This window comes from Ruegeria sp. C12, from assembly GCF_056537745.1.
In genome coordinates this window covers 1-16,900 of sequence record NZ_JBQFSA010000007.1, presented here as the reverse complement: position 1 = coordinate 16,900, position 16,900 = coordinate 1, and the positions used below count along the sequence as shown (strand labels likewise).

The following is a 16,900-nucleotide window of genomic DNA, read 5'->3' as shown; positions in this document are numbered from 1 at the left end:
ATAGACATTGGAGAGTTTCATGCGTCAATGGCTCCAAGTTTTTACCATCGCAACGCTGGGAATGGGTTGTCATTCCGCCATGGCGGCATCCGGCACTTCGCTGGACTGGTCTGACCTGCCGGATCCGTCAACACAGATCTTTGACGACCCGTATCGCGATCTTGCCCCCGAACAGTTCGACGATGTCCTTTTCGTCGTGCGCCTGCGCGGCAGACTGCAGCAGAATGTCGGCAGCGTTGAGGAAAGACAGAAATGGCAAGAGCTGCTGACTGAAACCGAAGGCGCATTGTCGGCAGACGGAATTGATGTCGACTGGCTGCTCGATCAGCGAGAGGTTGTGACAGAACGCCGAAGAAAGGCTGGCACACAAGGAAACCCGCAATTCGATGGTCAGACAATCACACTTGCGGGCTTTGCCATTCCAGCCCCGACCGATCCTGACGGGCGATCTGTGGTGTATCTGGTTCCGGAACGTGGGATGTGCAGTCACATGCCCCCGCCGCCGCCGAACCAGATGATCCGCGTGCGGTTGAACGGCGATTGGACGCCCAGCTATTTTCATGAACCGGTGAGACTTACAGGAACGCTGACGATTGACCCCTCGGTTCAAAACATGATGGTCGTGGATGGCTTGATGCCCATGAGTGCGACTTTCCAGTTGGAGACGGATACAGTCGAAACGCTGGAGACTGAGGCAGACAGGCTGGAATGGAAACAACGTGCCGCCGATCGCATTCGCGCGGCGGAGAATCGCAAGACGGGTGGGGCGCGCGCATCGGAATGATCAGAAGCCTGCTTGCCTTATTTTGTTTTGCCTTTGCTGGTTCAGCTTTGGCGCAGGGATTATCCGGGCCCTCTTCCGTTGAAGCTGATCTTGAGCCCGGAGATGGTCTGACCGACCCGCAGTACCGGTCGGATTTTCCGCGCAACATTGCTGCTGGCTGGTTCCAGTGGAAGAACAGGCTGGCTGAGGACGGGTTTCGGTTCAACATTGATTACCTGGCGTTGGGCCAAACAACGAATGCCGATCCGGGAACCGGCGAAGCGGCCAGTGGAATTGCGCGTATCTATGGCAGTTGGCAGGCGACGGAATGGGGTTCGCTGACGTTCAAGATCGAAGATCGGCACAGTTACACGGATGTTGTCCCGCAGTTTCTTGGGCTGGATGGCGGCGCGCGCGCGATTACGGGAACAGCATTCAACGACAACGGTTTGCTGTTGACCAACCTGTTCTGGACTCAAAGGGCCAGAGATGGCTCTTGGACATTGCAGATCGGGCAAATCGATGTGACGGACTTCGTGGATATCTACGGGCTGGTCAGCCCTTATAGTGGGTTCCAGAACCTGTCCTTTAATACCAACCCGACCATTAACACGCCCAATCAAGGTCTTGGCGTTGCCGGTGGGATAAAGCTCAGCAAAAACGTCTATGCCGTCGCCAGTGTCTCTGACGCAAACGCCGACCCGTCTGATCCAAATTTCGATGTGTTCAGCGATGGCAAACTCTTCAAATCACTCGAACTTGGCTACACCTCTGGCTTTGATCGCATCTACTTCGACAATATCCACCTGACCCTTTGGCATGCGGATGCAGCCGACGATGGCAGCCGTCCGGAGGACTATGGCGCCGCGTTCTCCGCGGCCTGGTTTATCGACAACAGATGGATGCCATTCTTTCGGGCCGGGGCCTCAAAAGGGACAGCCGCGCTTTATGACCGGTCGGTCTCGGCCGGTTTGGGCTATTACGGTCGCAATACCGATCTGGCTGGGCTTGGCCTGAATTGGGCCGAGGCAAGAGGCATAGACGGCACACAGTTCACGCTTGAGGCATTCTATCGCTTTTCAATCTCACCCGGGCTGCAGATCACTCCATCGCTGCAGTTCATTTCCAACCCGCTCGATAACCCCGATCAGGACAGCATCACGCTGATAGGTCTACGAACCCGGATCGTTTTCTGATGCGGGTCTCATGCAGCATCTGTCTTGGATTTCTATCTGGAGGTACCGCAATGAAGACTCTGTTGACCGCAAGCATAGTCGCTTTTGCTTTTGCTGGCGCATTGCACGCAAGCGAAGAAAGCAAGACATGGGACGCATCAGATGAAGCGAAGCAATTTGTGCAGGACACAATCGTGCTTGGCATGTTGGCCAGCCCTTACGGGACCGGTTGGACCGAGTATGAGCAGCTGCACACTTACTTCACACGGGCCCGGGAAAACGGCATCACGGGGCATGAGATGACGCTCGCTGCGGCGGATATGTCCTTTGAGACTTTTCTTGAACAGCATTACCATTTCCGCGCGGCGATGGCGCAGCAACCGGAAAACTACCTGATCGTGAACGAAACCCGCGATATTGAAGCCGCCCATATTCAAGGAAAGACGGCGGTCATCTGGAACAGCCAAACGGCCACGATTCTGGACGGCGATCTAAAGAAGATGGCCCTGCTCAAGGATATGGGGATCAAGAGTATGATCCTGGCCTACAATGACATCTTCCGAACCGGATCAGGGCAATTGGCGGCCTACAACGGGCGCGACATCGGGCTGACCCCTTGGGGGAAGTCTGTCATCGATGAAATGGTGCGGTTCGGTATCCTGCTGGACCTCAGCCATACCGGTTCCAAAACGGCCAATGACGCCATGGATTACATGGATGAGACCTACCCCGGTGTACCCTATGTTTACACGCATTCAGTCCCTGCCGGTCTTTATGCGAACGAACCCAATGCCACGCCGCGCGGGTGTTATCGGGCCATTCCCGATGATGAGGCGCTGCGCGCGGCCAAATCGGGGGGATATGTTTCTCCGACATTCACCGAATGGATGATGGACGGTGTCTGGCCCGAGGATATCTCTCCCAAACAAGCCGCTGATATGATCGACTACTACGTTCAACTTGTGGGCGTCGACAATGTCGGGATCGCAACGGATGACATGTTCTCGCTCGAACTGGTCGTGGAGTTCGCGACTGCAAACGCGAGCATGTACGATGACGGAGGGTACATGATCGATGCCTTCAACAAAGGGGCGACCGGCAACGGCGAACTTGCCAAAATTCTGGCCGCGATTACCGATGATCTTTGGGCGCGTGGCTATTCCAACGAAGACCCTGCAAAGATCTATGGCGGCAACAAGATGCGGGTCTACGCGCAAGTCTGGGAAGGCAAACCGCCCGAGCAGTTTCTGAAGGAATACCCCGAGCGTTTGCGCCTCAGGCAAGAGCTTCGTGATGGGTTCTATTCGCGATAGAAACGCAAGCGTGTGCATGAAGCTGGTCGACTAGGCGTGGCCAATTTCATTTTGGGCAAGTTGGCCCGGCTCTCAGCCTTTCAACGCATCGACAGCCGTTTTCAGCCGCGTGTTCGCCCACAGGTTAGCTGCCGCCGCGGAACGGATATCAGAGTTGAACAAACCCATCGGACCCATCACCGCGGGCCGGAACCCGCGCGCAGAAACCGGCGAGGTGACTGTCAGGCAATCCACTGGTGCAGTGCTGGGATGGGGATGGTGGGTGATGAGAGACTCGAACTCCCGACATCTTCGGTGTAAACGAAGCGCTCTACCAACTGAGCTAATCACCCGTGACGGTGCATGTAGCCAAGCCTGCGGGCGGGCGCAAGAGGGTGGGGTGGAATTTCTTGAATAGATTTGTTTCACCGGGAACGGTGGGAGGACCGCACGCCCAATGCCTGGGCCTTTGGCCAAAAACGTTGTCCGATCGAAGTTTTTTCTACCTTATCCAAAGTGCGTCAGGAAACGCGCTTGCGTGGTCCATGCAGCCTCCGATATTCCCAAACAGGATGGTAACTTTCCAGTCGGGAGTTTTAATGGCCCTTTCAATGGCCCGCCGAACAGTTTTTGCCTCTATGGTTCTGATCGCAGTTCTGCTGGCTCCGATACGGGCTGGGGCAGAGGGGATATTGGTATTCGCTGCAGCCAGCCTGAAAACCGCGCTGGATGAGATTGCGTTGGACTACACGCAGCAGACGGGTGTGGATGTGACCGTGTCTTATGCGGCCTCGTCGGTTTTGGCGCGCCAGATTCAATTGGGTGCGCCGGCGGATGTGTTTATGTCCGCAAACCGGGATTGGATGGACGCGCTGCAAGGGGGCGGATGGATCGACCCTAAATCGCGGGTGGATCTGTTGGCAAATGGGCTGGTTCTGATTGGACCGGCGGACCGGGCGTCGGATGGACAGCTTTCACCCGGATATGATCTCTCGGGTCAACTGGCTGGTGGGTATCTGGCTATGGCTTTGGTGGACGCGGTACCTGCGGGCATTTATGGCAAAGAGGCGTTGCAGACTCTTGGCTTGTGGGATGCGGTGCAAGGGCAGGTGGCGCAATCGGACAATGTCCGCGCGGCGCTGGCTTTGGTTGCGACCGGCGCGGCCCCGCTGGGGGTTGTCTACCGGTCTGATGCTATCGCTGAAACGCGTGTCGGCGTTGTGGGCACGATACCGTCCGAGGCACATCAGCCGATTATCTACCCTGCCGCCTTGACCGGTGCTGCCAACAAAGACGCCGCAGGGTTTCTGGATTATTTACAGACCAAGGACGCTGAGGTCGTGTTTCTGAACCAGGGCTTTGCCCTGCCGGGCGAGTGACGCAGATGGAGTGGTTGGGTCCGGCAGAGTTGGAGGCGTTGAAGCTGTCATTGCGCGTGTCCTTTTGGGCGACGCTGGCGACTTTGCCCTTCGGCATATTTGTGGCCTACGCGCTGGCGCGCTGGCGCTTTCCCGGTCGTCAGGTCCTGAACGGGTTGGTGCATTTGCCGCTGATCCTGCCGCCTGTCGTCACAGGATACCTGTTGTTGCTGACCTTCGGCATTCAGGGCCCGATGGGCCGGTTTCTGGCCGAGTTTGGAATTGTCGTCGCGTTTCGCTGGACCGGGGCGGCTTTGGCCGCAGGGATCATGGCCTTTCCACTGATGGTCCGCGCCATTCGCCTGTCGATCGAAGCTGTGGACCCACGGCTGGAACAGGCCGGGTCAACGCTTGGGGCCTCGCGTCTGATGGTATTCGCGACTGTAACTCTGCCGATGATCCTGCCGGGGATCATCGCGGGCTCGATCCTCGCGTTCGCCAAAGCGATGGGAGAGTTCGGGGCAACCATCACCTTTGTGTCCAACATTCCGGGGCAGACCCAGACCTTGCCCTCGGCCGTATACGCCTTCCTGCAGGTTCCGGGCGGTGAGGCCGCTGCGACCAGATTGGTGATCATTTCGATCATCATCGCCATGTCTGCGCTGCTGCTCTCGGAATATGTAGGGCGGCGCGCCGCTGCCCGGGTGGCCGGGACATGAGCCTTTCTGTTCGCCTGCAACACAGCCTGCCGGGGATCGATCTGGATCTGACCTTTGACGCGCCGCCGGGGGTGACGGTTCTGTTCGGACGCTCCGGGTCGGGCAAAACCACGGTGGTCAACGCCGTCGCCGGGTTGCTGCGGCCACAGGCCGGTCGGGTCGCCGTGGATGATTGGGTTTTGTTCGACACCGATCACCAGAACTGGCTGCCCCCGCACAAACGGCGTCTGGGCTATATCTTTCAAGAGGGGCGCCTGTTCCCGCACCTGACCGTGCGCCAGAACCTTGCCTATGGCCGCTGGTTTGCGCCGCGCAAGGCAAAGCGGGAAAACCCCGACAAGGTCATCGAGATGCTGGGCATCGGTCATCTGCTGGATCGCCGTCCGGCCATGCTGTCGGGCGGTGAGAAACAGCGCGTTGCCATCGGTCGGGCCTTGCTGGCCAGCCCGCGCCTGATCCTTGCGGACGAGCCTCTGGCCGCGTTGGATGACGCGCGAAAGGCTGAGATCCTTCCCTATTTCGAACGCCTGCGCGATGAAGTGTCGGTCCCGATCCTTTATGTTACCCATTCGGCGGCCGAGGTTGCGCGTCTTGCGACGTCGGTGGTCGCGCTGCAGGACGGCAAGGTGGCGCGTCACGGTCCGGCGTCCGAGGTTCTGTCCGACCCGTCCGTCGCCCCTGCCGGTATTCGCGCCGTGGGGGCCGTGCTGCAGGTGCGGGTGCGGGAACATCATTCTGACGGTTTGACCGAGTTGGATGCCGGTGGCGAGCGGTTGTTCCTGCCGCGCATCGCGCATCAGGTCGGGGAAACCCTGCGCATTCGTATCCCCGCGCAAGAGGTTATTCTGTCCAGCAACCCGCCCGAGGGTCTGTCGGCCCTGAATGTGCTGAGCGGGCAGGTGGATTCGATCCGCGCGGGTGATGGGCCGGGGGCGATTGTGTCGGTAAAAACGCCAGCGGGCATTGTTCTGGCGCGGGTCACGCGACGCTCGGTCTCGGCGTTGGGTCTGCAACCCGGCGTGGCGTGCCATACGGTGATCAAAACCGTTGCGCTGGCACCGCAGGATGTTGGCGGGCGGATCTTGCAGGACAAATGACAGGGGTCCTCTGACCGCTTTACTCATGCTGCACGACATCTATGTTATTGACAGAGAACGGAGTTCATTCAGGGTGTTTTGCCTATGAGACTTTTATCAGCTCTTTTGGTCACAGGCGGGATGGTTATGCCCGATTTGGCGCAAGCTGTCGGATTTGGCCTGAGCGTTCAGCCCCAGTACCGGACCGAGATCACTCAGGTCGGTGAGGGAACCTACAGCGTCAAAGCCATCGGTTCGTCCGCCCCTGTGAACTATTGGTGTGGCATTGGCGATTTTGCGATCCGTTCGCTGGGCGTGCCGAACAACCAGCGGATTTACATCTCGAAAGCCTATGAGCCGGGTGTGCGGACGGTTGAGTTCTCGCTGACCCCGCCGCCTGGTGCGGATACGAACCCCGGATACTCGATCACCGTCAAACGGGTGGGCGAGAATATGTCGGCATCCTCGGCGCAGAACTACTGCTATGACAACTTCATAGATTTCGGGTTCTGAGCTTCAGATCCATTTCGCCAGAGGCGGCAGGCTCATAAGCACGGCATCCGGGTCATGCCCGGTCTCCAGACCGAATTTCGTGCCTCGGTCATAGACCAGATTGTATTCGGCGTAGAGGCCGCGATGCACCAGTTGCGTCTCTTTATCGGCGTCCGAGAATGACTGCACCCGGCGCTTTTCAACCAGCGGCAGGAAGGCAGGCAGAAAGGCTTTGCCGATGTCCTGCGTCAGGGCGAAATCGGCCTGCCAGTCGCCAGTGCAGTAATCATCCATGAAGATACCGCCAACGCCGCGGGCGCGTTTGCGGTGGGGGATGTAGAAATATTCGTCGGCCCAGTCTTTCAGTCGCGGGTAATGGCCGGGGCCGTGCGGGTCCAGATGGGCCTTTTGCGTCGCGTGGAAATGGGCCGTGTCCTCATCATACTCAATGCAGGGGTTCAGGTCCGATCCACCGCCGAACCACCAGGCGTGCGGGGTCCAGAACATGCGCGTGTTCATATGCACCGCCGGGACATGCGGGTTCTGCATATGCGCCACCAGACTGATGCCCGACGCCCAGAACCTCGGGTCTTCGGTCATTCCGGGGATACCCTTGCGCGCCGCCATTGCCTGCTGCGCGCGTTCGCCCAGCGTGCCAAAGACGGTCGAGACATTGACCCCGACCTTTTCAAACACACGCCCACCGCGCATCACCGACATCAGACCGCCGCCTGCGTCCGAGCCATCCTCGGAGTGGCGGGTGGTTTCCTTGACCTCGAACCGACCCGGTCGGGCGTCCGAGAACGGGCCTGTGTCGTGGCTGTCTTCCAGCGCTTCAAAGGCGGCAACAATGTCATCGCGCAGTTGACGGAACCAGGCAGAGGCAGTGGTTTTTTCTGTATCGAACATGAGGTCTTAGTGAGCTGGCGCGGCAACAGGATCCAGCAGGGTCCGGCCACCGTCGATTGTCAGGATTTGCCCGGTGATGAAGCCGGCAGCGTCGGATGCGAGAAACTGGGCCGTTTCCGTCAATTCGGTGGGTGCAGCGATACGGGCCAGCGGGGTATGCTTTTCAATGTCATCCCGGAAGTCGCGGTTTTCCTTGAGCGTGGACTGCAAGGATGCACTCATGACTGATCCCAGCGCGATGGAATTCACGCGTATCCGGTTCGGAGCCAGTGCAACGGCCAGCGAGCGTGTCATCTGATCCAGCGCAGCCGTAGACACTGAATAGGCCATCAGATCGGGATGGGTTCGGCGGGCGGCAATCGAGGACAGGTTGATGATCGATCCGGCCGGGTTTTCGTCCTCGTCCCCGGCCTGTTTGATCATGCGCTTGGCCACCAACTGGCTGAGACGCAACGCGGGCATCAGGTTCTGGTTCAGCAGCGAGCGGACCGAGTCGTCATCGGGGTCCAGCGGATCGGACGGGATCACCTGCCGCGCGCCGTTGATCAGAATGTCCACCTGATCGAACGCGTCCAGCGTGGCCGACAGAAGGTTGGCGATGGTCAGTTTCTCGCGCAAATCGCCTGCGAAATAGCGGATATTGCTGTCATCTGCCTGCTCGCCCAGTTCCTCGACCAGACGCTTTTCGTCCATATCGGCGAACATCACGTTGGCCCCTGCATCGGCAAAGTGTCGTCCGATGGCCAGCCCGATCCCATTGGCCCCGCCTGTGACGATTGCTGTCTTGCCAGCTATGGAAAAGGACATCCGAATCCTCCTGAGTTGGGGGGCAGATTAACGGGCCTCAGCGTCGAGGGCGAGAGGCATGAAAGGCCTTGAACCGATTGTCACCGGCAACCTCTTCCACATGCGCGAAAGTCTCGGCCAGCGTGGCCTCGTAGGGCAGGTGGCGATTGGCGACCATCCACAGATCGCCATTGCGGGTCAGGTTGCGGGCGGCAGCGGTGATAAACCCCTGACCCAACGCGGGATCAGCGCTGCGCGAGGTGTGAAAGGGCGGGTTCATGATGACGGTATCGCAAGGCTCGCTGGCCTTCCACGCCACGGCGTCTGCCCAGTGAAACGCGGCCCGGTCGTCGGTCACATTGGCGCGGGCACAGTCGAGCGCTGTGTGATCCGCTTCGACCAGATGCAAGGATGTGATGCGGTCGCGCTTTAGCAAGTCGGCTGACAGGTACCCCCAACCGGCCCCCAGATCGGCAACGCGTGGTCCCAGTTTTTCGGGCAGGGCTTGCAACAGCAGCGCCGAGGCTGGATCGATGCCGTCCGATGAGAATACGCCGGGCGCAGTCCGGTACCCGTCGACCATCTGCTCCTTGGGCGCGGCCCAATCGGCAAAGGCCTGAGGCTCGGATTGGAACCAGAATATCTTGCCATGCGCCTTGGACAGCGGCCCTTCGACAGACACACGCTTGCGCACGTCTTTCAGGATACTGTCCACGCCATTGGTTTTGGCCCCGTCAACAACAACCAGACCACTGGCACGGGTGCAGGCCTGATCGATCAGCGCGCGGGCCAGAGCCTTGGCGCGGGGCAGGAAGACAATTGCATCCTGACAGGGTGCGCCCGCTTCGGGCACTGCGGCGAAACCCAGCGACGCAAAGTGATCGTGAAACGGTTTGAACGGCTGCACGACCTGCGTATCACGCGGCAGGTCGGACAGATCCTGCTCGGGCGTCGGGCCAATCACTGTCAGCGGGTGCGACAGCGTCAAACCGCTTTGCAGGGCGAGATCGAGGCGAGGGGACATCTTCGAATGCGTCGAACAGCAGCGCGGGGCTTACTCTTCGCGCTCCATTGTACATTGCAGCGGGTGCTGATGGCGTCGGGCAAAATCCATCACCTGACCCACTTTGGTTTCGGCAATCTCGTGGCTGAACACGCCGACAACGGCGACGCCCTTCTTGTGCACGGTCAGCATGATCTCGAACGCCTGCGCATGGGTCATGCCAAAGAAACGCTCAAGCACATGGACTACAAACTCCATCGGTGTGTAGTCGTCGTTCAGCAGTAACACCTTATACAGCGGAGGGCGCTTGGTCTTTGGCCGCGTCTGAACCAGAACGGACGAGTCGGCATCGTCATCCGATTTGTCAGACATCATCCAGGGGTTTTCCAGCATCGCGCGCTTCTGTCCGATTCAGGCATTGGGTTTATCTGAGCGCTTATATAACGTCGATGGGCGCAGAGAAAAGAGGAAGAGAGCGTATTCTGAATGGTGGAAAAACTGACCACAATCGGGTTCGACGCGGATGACACCCTTTGGCATAACGAACGGTTCTTTCAACTGACGCAGGCGCATTTTGCCAGCTTACTGAAAGACCACGCCGACCGCGATCACCTGATGGAGCGTCTTCTGGCCGCCGAAAAACGCAATATCCGTCACTATGGTTACGGTATCAAAGGCTTTGTCCTGTCGATGATCGAAACGGCGATTGAGGTGACCGAGGATCGTGTGCCTGCATCCGTGATCCGTCAGTTGATCGAGGCCGGGCAAGAGATGCTGGCCTATCCGATCGAGTTGCTTCCCCATGCCCGCGAAGCCGTTGAGGCGGTCACCAACGAATATCGCGTTGTTTTGATCACCAAGGGCGATCTGATCGATCAGGAGCGTAAACTGGCCCAGTCGGGGTTGGGTGACTTGTTCGACGCGGTCGAAATTGTCTCGGAAAAGACAGCCGACACATACCGGTCGATCTTCACCTCACATGGCGATGGCCCGGCGTCGGCGATGATGGTCGGCAACTCGATGCGGTCAGATGTTGTGGCCCCGATTCAGGCTGGTTCCTGGGGCGTTTACGTGCCGCATGGTCTGGTGTGGGAGGTCGAGCATGCCGACGCCCCCGTCGATGATCCGCGATTCCGCGAGCTGCGAGATTTGGGCGATCTCAGCGATCTGATCCAGGAACTCGGGTGATGTTGCCATTCGGCCTCAGTTCCGAAAAATCCGCTTTGGGATACGCCCCGTTCCCGCCAACTTCGCCGATGTAGTAGGGCCAGGGTCGCGCCGCGCCTAGATATAGCTGCGGTTGCGGGCCATAACGAAACTGCGAAAACCGCAGCTTTCGGTTTATTTCATACGGCCCCTGTGTTAGCCTTTCCGACAAGCAGAATAAATTTTAGCTGACCGGGAAAACCCGGCGGCGCGAGGCAGACAGAGGCAAAGATCGTGCAGATTCGGCGGACAGTTCCGGCCCGAATGGGCTTATTTCTCATCGCATTGTTGATGGTGCTTTCTTTTGCGCCGCTTAAATCTTTGGCCGCACCCTACGCCGCCATGGTGATCGATGCCCGCACGGGCGAGGTTCTTCATTCCCGCAACGCGGACACCCGGCTGCATCCGGCATCGCTGACCAAGATGATGACGCTGTATATCGCGTTCGAGGCGGTGCGGAACGGCGAGATCACATTGGATACCCCGGTTCGTATCACCCGGGCCGCGGCGGCAGAGCCACCTTCGAAACTGGGCCTGCGCTCGGGCCAGACCATTGCGTTCCGGTACCTGATCCGCGCGGCGGCTGTGAAATCGGCCAACGACGCAGCAACCGCCATCGGCATCGCGCTCAGCGGGTCCGAGGCCGCCTTTGCGCGTCGCATGACCCGCACGGCCAAGGCCATGGGCATGAGCCGCACGACCTTCAAGAACGCACACGGGCTGACCGAGTCGGGGCATTTGTCCACCGCGCGCGACATGACCACGCTGGGGCGGCATCTGCTGTATGATTATCCGCAGTATTACAACCTGTTCTCGCGCCAATCGACCCATGCCGGGATCAAGACGGTTCCCAATACGAACCGCCGCCTGCTGGCTGCATACCGGGGCGCGGACGGGATCAAGACAGGCTACACCCGTGCTGCGGGCTTCAACCTTGTCGCCTCGGCCAAGCGTAAGGATGAGCGTATCATCGCAACCGTGTTTGGCGGCAAATCCAGCGCCTCGCGCAACGCCAAGGTGGCCGAACTGCTGGATATGGGCTTCCGCCGTGCGCCGTCACGCGCACCGATCCGCAAACCTGCGCGGCCATCTTACGCGGGCAATACGGGGCTTGGCGGTTCGACTCAGGTGGCCAGCATTAGCGGCGCGCCCAAAGCCAGCCTGCGCCCGGTTCTGCGTCCAAGCGCGGCCACGCAAGTTGCCAGCGCAATCGCCGAGACGGCAGATCAGGATCGTGACCGTATCCAAAGCGGCATCGCTGCGGCCATTGCCGAGGCTGATATTGCACCCACCGCTCCTCCGGTCGAAAGCTCGGACACACGCCCTGCATTGCGGCCCGACAACCTGGTTCTGGCATCGACACAACCTGCGGAACAGCCCGAACCCGAGCAGGAGGTCGTCACCCGCCTGTCCACATCCGGCGGGCATCTTTGGGGCGTCAATGTCGGTCGTTACACCACGCGATATGAGGCCGAGAAGATCTTGCTGAAAACAGCGCTGTCGGAAATGACCACGCTGGAGGGCACGCTGCGCAAGGTTAACCAAAGCTCGAAAGGGTTCGAAGCAACGTTCCAGGGCATGACCCGCGAACAGGCCGATCTGGCCTGCCGCCGGTTGCAGGCGCGCAATGTTACCTGTTTCATGATCGGGCCGTCATAAGACCCGGCATATTCTCTCCTGATGGGTCTGGGCTGCGAGGTTTCGCAGCCCTTTTTTCATCCGGGAATGTCAGTCGAACACATGCCCATGTTCATACTGCTCGTCCTGCCCGGCAGCCGCCGTTAGTGCGGCCACGTTGTCCTTGGTAAAGAACCCGTCATAGTGGTGGCAGCGTTCGATATATTCGGTGATCAGCAGCGTGTTCTTCGAGTGTTTTGAGAAGATCTGTTTCAGGTTCGGATCATCTTTGCACTCACCCACCACATGCGCCAGGAACGGCACGCCCTTGTCTTTCAGCGTGTTGACGACGAAATCGACATTCTTCTCGCCCGCGCCATGATCGCCGTCTTGTATCTCGACCGCCATGTGGTGCAGGCGACGGCCGAAATTGCGCACGAAATCCTCGGTCGGCATCGGCAGCTTGGCGAAGGAATTCACAAAGGACGGCGTGTTGTTGGCGGTGAACACCTTGGCCGGGGATTTCTTGTCGTCATCCACATTGGCGTTGCGGTTCACATTGGTGGACGAGTTCATGTCGAAGATGTTGTATGCGCCCCAGAAATAATAGGGCACCATGGTCAGAAATTCGAGGATCGCATCCTCACGCTCACCCGCCAGAACCCGCGTGGCAAGGTGGTCGATCCCCAGCATCAGTGGCCCTATCTTGCTGTCCTCGGCAAACGCGGCCGCCTCATCCAGTTTCGCTTTCTCGGCATCGCTGAGCAGAACGCGATCCCCGAGGCCCAGACTGTCTGGATCATTGAAATCCAGCGTCGAGTAACCGACCCGATTGCAGGTGAAATCGGACGGGGTCGTAAACCGAAACCCGTCCCGCGTGTAAAAGGGGTTTTCCGTGTCGCCGGGATATTCGAACCGGATATTCTGATCCTCCAGCGTTTTGCTGAGCGCAGTCAGATCGCTTGCTGCAAAAACCTCGCCCACATACCGGGTCTGTGGGGTGTTGCGGGCCAGCGGGTACATGCGGTTGATACGCGGGATGAAGTCTTCAAATGTTTCGCTCAGTGGTGCCATCACGATCAGTGCCGGGTAATCGGCATGTGAATGCAGGACCGAGAACTTGTGTGTCCGCCCCAAATAGCTGGCCGAGTGGCGATAGGGCGTCATCACATACAATTCGACCAAGGTATCGAACAGAGCGGTGGTTTCGACCTGTATGACAATCGCCCGCATGGGGCCAACCTGATCCGCGATCCCCGAACTTGTCCTCCGCTCGTAGATCATCGGCAAGTATTCGTGAAAGAAGTCCGAGTTCTTCTTATCGCCTCGGGGTTCATAAGACATCAGATCGAAAGACATTGGCGCCTCCTTGCGGAAATCTGGCTGCAAGCGTGTTGCTGCAATAACGGTATTCAGAACATGCACTTGCAGGCATGCTAGGCGCTGAACCCCGTTCGGGCAACAGCCAGACCCTGGACCGCCTGGATTACGGCCAGATGGCTATCTGGTGAACTTTGTCACCTCGACCTCGCCCGCAATCAGGTTTTCCCGGACCGAGTGGGCAATCTGCACAGCCGTTGGCCCGTCGCCATGCAGGCAGATCGTGTCGATTGAGGTCTCAAGGTGTTTGCCGGATTCAGTGATGATCGCGCCCTCGCGAACCATGTTCAGGATGCGCGGCCCGGCAACTTCGGGGTCATGGATCACCGCGCCGGGCAAGCTGCGATCGACCAGAGTGCCGTCGTCATTATAGGCGCGGTCGGCAAAAATCTCGCCCACCCATTTGCAGCCAAGCTCGCGCACGGCCTCTTCCTGTTTCGTAACCGCCAGTACCATGATGATGATGTCGGGGTCCACATCCAGCGCCCCCTGATAGCAGGCCCGCGCCATGTCGATATCGACCGAGCACATATTGGCCAACGCCCCATGCAGTTTCAGGTGCCGGACCTTGGTGCCAACAGCCGCCGCCATCCCCATGGCTGCGCCCAGTTGGTACCGCACCAGATTGCGCAGGCTGCCATGGGGCACTTTCATATTGCGGCGGCCAAAGCCCTGAAGATCGGGAAAGCCGGGATGTGCGCCAATGCCCACATCGTTCTCGGCGGCCAACGCCATCGTCTTGGCCATCACGTCCCAATCACCGGCATGAAACCCGCAGGCGATATTGGCAGAGGTGATGATCTTCAACAGGCTTTCGTCATCGCCCATCTTCCACGGGCCAAAGCTTTCGCCCATATCAGCATTCAGATCCACGCGCGGCATCTAACGGTCTCCTTGCTCGGTGGCAGAGATCACTCCGCCGATCAATTGGTAGGACAACAAGTCCGGAATGTCATGCGGGTCGCGCACCAGTGGCTCAACACGCCCCGGCAGGCGGGCAAGATCCGCCCGAAAGGCCGCATCCAGTTCCATCGCCTGATCCATCGTCACGAATTCGAACCGGACCGAGCCACCTGCGAGGGTTTGCGCGGCACGCGGCATATCGCAGGGCAGTACGGTTGCAATCCGGGGGTAACCGCCGGTCGTCTGGCACTCGGGCAGCAGGATGAACGGGTTGCCAGTTCCGGTCATCTGGATGTCGCCGGGGGTGATCACTTCGGACAGGATGTTCAACTGCCCCTTCGCGGCGAACCCCTCACCGTCGCTCTCCATCTGCATGCCCATCCGGTTGGCGCGGGCACCCCGCCGGAACTGGGTTTGCGTGAAACGGCCCAGCGTCGTGTCATCAAACAGTGGGGTCTGAAAGCTGGCCACAACGCGCAATGTGCCGCCGTTGAACCGGTCGCTGGGGGGCAGCTTGCGCCCGGGCTCGCCTGCATCCGGCCCCGCGGGAAGCGTATCGCCCGCCTCGACCGCGCGCCCGATTTTAGCCGTCAGATGGGTCGCGCGTGAGCCAAGAAACACCTCGGTATCGATGCCACCACCCACATGAAGGTAGCCATAATTGCCTTGCAACGTCGCACCAATCGTCAGGCGTTGCCCGGGTTCCAGATGATGGGATGCGTTCCAGACAACAGGCGCGCCATCGATACTGGCTTGCATAGGCGCGCCGGTCAGCGCGACCCGCACGGGCTGAGTGGCTTCGAACTCGCCCCCCATGCCTGCCATTTCCAACGCGGCCAAGTCCGGGCTTTGCCGCAACAAGGCCGCGCCTTCATGCAGCGCCAGAATGTCGGCCGCCCCGGACCGGGACAGTCCCTGATCCAGGTACCCCGTGCGCCCCTGATCCTGAATGGTGCATGCGGGGCCGATACGTCTAACAATCAGGCTCATGACGCAATCTCGTGACACGTTGCGCCGCCAAGGCCGTCTTCGTTGTTCGTGCGAATGCTCTGCAATTCGTCACGCGAAATGGGATCAAACTGCAATTCGTCGCCGGGTCTCAGGGTGAAGGTCTCTTCCATCTCGGGCCGGAAGCACCGGAACGCAGTTTGACCGATATGCCGCCATCCGGTCGGGGTGGGGCCGGAAAACAGAACAAACTGCGAGATCGCAAGGACCAGAGCCCCCTCAGGCACCATCGGGTTTAATTCTTGCAGGCGCGGTATTTCGAACTCGGGCCCAAGGGGGCCGAGGTAAGGCTGACCGGGCGCAAAGCCAATCGTCAGAACCCGCACGCGGGACTGGCTGAGGCGGCGAATGGCCTCGGCGGTGCTCAATCCGGCGGCGGCTGCCGCTTCATCCAGTTGCGGGGCAAGATCGGTACCGTACACAGTCGGAACCCGCCACAACCTGCGCCCCGTCGGCAAGGGCGTCGCATACCAATCCTGCTGTTCCAAAAGCTGATGGAGGCTGGCTGTGATTTCACCGTAGGTCAGCTGCTGCGGATCATACCGCACATAAGCCGACCCAAGAGACGCCGAGATCTCAACAATCCCGCTCAGGCCCAAGGCATCAAGCGCGGCCCGAAACGCCAGCGCGGCCCGGTTTGCGGTATCCGACATAGTGTCTGCAAACGTCACCAGGGCTCCGTCAAAGCCGACATTGCGTATAGCAGGAAAAGTGGGGGTGAGGGTCATGTCCGTCCCGCATCATCGTCATTGCTTGTTCCCTGGGAACCAGAGCGCATCGCGCATAGATGCGCAAGGTCGGGTGCGGTGTCAGGGTGGCTTTTCAATGCCATCCAAATCTTTCCTGCGCACTTCATGCCGTTGGGCGCGGGAAACTATCCCGATTCATCGATTCATGCGGTGTTGAGCAAGGCCGATTCACCACACCGAGTCGCGTAGCCTAGTAGTCGGTGGCCATCGATGCCCTATATATAGTGGTGGACTGTGTAGGCCTTGGTTCGGAACAGCGACTGCGAGGCCCCACAAGTACCCCGCAGGTGCAGAGATTGGTGTTTGGTGGGTTGCTAAACAATTGAAAAGTATATATTTTCCCTGAGTATGCAAAAAAATGCGCCAGAATGCATTTTTCTGCTTGCGGCCCTGATCACTAAACCTTAGAACGCCCTTCACCGGCGCTGCTGAGGCGCTGGGACGCGGCGGAAGCGGCGGAGACG

Annotated in this window: 17 protein-coding genes and 1 tRNA gene; 9 read left to right on the top strand and 9 right to left on the bottom strand. The window is 59.3% G+C overall.

Annotated features, from left to right (window positions below; genetic code table 11):
* The first annotated feature begins 19 nt into the window (after nt 1–19).
* From ACR0C9_RS14015 to ACR0C9_RS14005, 3 genes are read left to right on the top strand one after another with little or no spacing between them, the layout of a single operon-like run.
* On the top strand, nt 20–784 hold the full coding sequence (locus ACR0C9_RS14015) for a DUF3299 domain-containing protein (protein WP_480781284.1): 765 nt from the start codon (nt 20–22) through the stop codon (nt 782–784).
* Nucleotides 785–831: 47 nt separating this feature from the next.
* Complete coding sequence (locus ACR0C9_RS14010) at nt 832–1,959, top strand: carbohydrate porin (protein WP_480781283.1); 1,128 nt, start codon at nt 832–834, stop codon at nt 1,957–1,959.
* 50 nt (nt 1,960–2,009) lie between these two features.
* The gene (locus ACR0C9_RS14005) at nt 2,010–3,251 is read left to right on the top strand and encodes a membrane dipeptidase (RefSeq protein WP_480781282.1); all 1,242 of its coding nucleotides are present in this window, start codon (nt 2,010–2,012) and stop codon (nt 3,249–3,251) included.
* A gap of 256 nt (nt 3,252–3,507) precedes the next feature.
* Here ACR0C9_RS14005 and ACR0C9_RS14000 read toward each other — a convergent pair.
* Nucleotides 3,508–3,583: transfer RNA gene (locus ACR0C9_RS14000), tRNA-Val, on the bottom strand.
* 246 nt (nt 3,584–3,829) lie between these two features.
* On the opposite strand from ACR0C9_RS14000, the gene modA reads away from it, so the two are divergent.
* The 4 genes from modA to ACR0C9_RS13980 all read left to right on the top strand — a co-directional run bounded on the left by modA (nt 3,830) and on the right by ACR0C9_RS13980 (nt 6,896).
* A complete protein-coding gene (gene modA, locus ACR0C9_RS13995) occupies nt 3,830–4,609 on the top strand; it encodes a molybdate ABC transporter substrate-binding protein (RefSeq protein ID WP_480781281.1) in 780 nt (259 codons plus the stop codon).
* A gap of 5 nt (nt 4,610–4,614) precedes the next feature.
* On the top strand, nt 4,615–5,307 hold the full coding sequence (gene modB / locus ACR0C9_RS13990) for a molybdate ABC transporter permease subunit (protein WP_170455694.1): 693 nt from the start codon (nt 4,615–4,617) through the stop codon (nt 5,305–5,307).
* A complete protein-coding gene (modC, locus tag ACR0C9_RS13985) occupies nt 5,304–6,404 on the top strand; it encodes a molybdenum ABC transporter ATP-binding protein (protein WP_170455443.1) in 1,101 nt (366 codons plus the stop codon). Before modB ends, modC begins: the two co-directional genes overlap by 4 nt.
* A gap of 84 nt (nt 6,405–6,488) precedes the next feature.
* Nucleotides 6,489–6,896, top strand: coding sequence for a hypothetical protein (locus ACR0C9_RS13980; RefSeq protein ID WP_170455441.1), 408 nt, complete (start codon nt 6,489–6,491; stop codon nt 6,894–6,896).
* Nucleotides 6,897–6,899: 3 nt separating this feature from the next.
* Here the strand turns inward: ACR0C9_RS13980 and hemF are convergent, their stop codons facing one another.
* Genes hemF through clpS form a run of 4 tightly spaced genes read right to left on the bottom strand, consistent with a single transcriptional unit; the run spans nt 6,900 to nt 9,966 of the window.
* The gene (gene hemF, locus ACR0C9_RS13975) at nt 6,900–7,784 is read right to left on the bottom strand and encodes an oxygen-dependent coproporphyrinogen oxidase (protein WP_170455439.1); all 885 of its coding nucleotides are present in this window, start codon (nt 7,782–7,784) and stop codon (nt 6,900–6,902) included.
* 6 nt (nt 7,785–7,790) lie between these two features.
* Nucleotides 7,791–8,591 carry an SDR family oxidoreductase gene (locus ACR0C9_RS13970; RefSeq protein WP_170455437.1) on the bottom strand — a complete coding sequence of 267 codons (801 nt, stop codon included), beginning with the start codon at nt 8,589–8,591 and terminating at the stop codon, nt 7,791–7,793.
* A gap of 37 nt (nt 8,592–8,628) precedes the next feature.
* The gene (locus ACR0C9_RS13965) at nt 8,629–9,594 is read right to left on the bottom strand and encodes a class I SAM-dependent methyltransferase (RefSeq protein ID WP_480781280.1); all 966 of its coding nucleotides are present in this window, start codon (nt 9,592–9,594) and stop codon (nt 8,629–8,631) included.
* A gap of 30 nt (nt 9,595–9,624) precedes the next feature.
* Nucleotides 9,625–9,966 (bottom strand): ATP-dependent Clp protease adapter ClpS, encoded by a 342-nt coding sequence (gene clpS, locus ACR0C9_RS13960; RefSeq protein WP_170455433.1) that lies wholly within the window; start codon nt 9,964–9,966, stop codon nt 9,625–9,627.
* Nucleotides 9,967–10,059: 93 nt separating this feature from the next.
* Here clpS and ACR0C9_RS13955 point away from each other — a divergent pair, with 93 nt between their 5' ends.
* Together ACR0C9_RS13955 and ACR0C9_RS13950 are read left to right on the top strand one after the other, a co-directional pair.
* Nucleotides 10,060–10,761, top strand: coding sequence for an HAD family hydrolase (locus tag ACR0C9_RS13955; protein ID WP_170455431.1), 702 nt, complete (start codon nt 10,060–10,062; stop codon nt 10,759–10,761).
* Between the two features lie 282 nt (nt 10,762–11,043).
* Entirely contained in the window at nt 11,044–12,438 is a 1,395-nt protein-coding gene (locus ACR0C9_RS13950) for a D-alanyl-D-alanine carboxypeptidase family protein (RefSeq protein WP_170455430.1), read from the top strand.
* Between the two features lie 69 nt (nt 12,439–12,507).
* Here ACR0C9_RS13950 and ACR0C9_RS13945 read toward each other — a convergent pair whose 3' ends face one another.
* The 4 genes from ACR0C9_RS13945 to ACR0C9_RS13930 all read right to left on the bottom strand — a co-directional run bounded on the left by ACR0C9_RS13945 (nt 12,508) and on the right by ACR0C9_RS13930 (nt 16,415).
* Nucleotides 12,508–13,755, bottom strand: a complete 1,248-nt coding sequence (locus tag ACR0C9_RS13945; RefSeq protein ID WP_480627301.1) for a hypothetical protein — start codon at nt 13,753–13,755, stop codon at nt 12,508–12,510.
* A 141-nt stretch (nt 13,756–13,896) separates the two neighbouring features.
* Complete coding sequence (locus ACR0C9_RS13940; protein WP_170455425.1) at nt 13,897–14,658, bottom strand: 5-oxoprolinase subunit PxpA; 762 nt, start codon at nt 14,656–14,658, stop codon at nt 13,897–13,899.
* Nucleotides 14,659–15,669: a 5-oxoprolinase subunit C family protein gene (locus ACR0C9_RS13935; protein ID WP_170455423.1), complete on the bottom strand. Its 1,011-nt coding sequence runs from the start codon at nt 15,667–15,669 to the stop codon at nt 14,659–14,661.
* Nucleotides 15,666–16,415: a 5-oxoprolinase subunit B family protein gene (locus tag ACR0C9_RS13930; protein WP_480781279.1), complete on the bottom strand. Its 750-nt coding sequence runs from the start codon at nt 16,413–16,415 to the stop codon at nt 15,666–15,668. The genes ACR0C9_RS13935 and ACR0C9_RS13930 overlap by 4 nt, the downstream gene beginning before the upstream one ends.
* Nucleotides 16,416–16,900 lie beyond the last annotated feature (485 nt).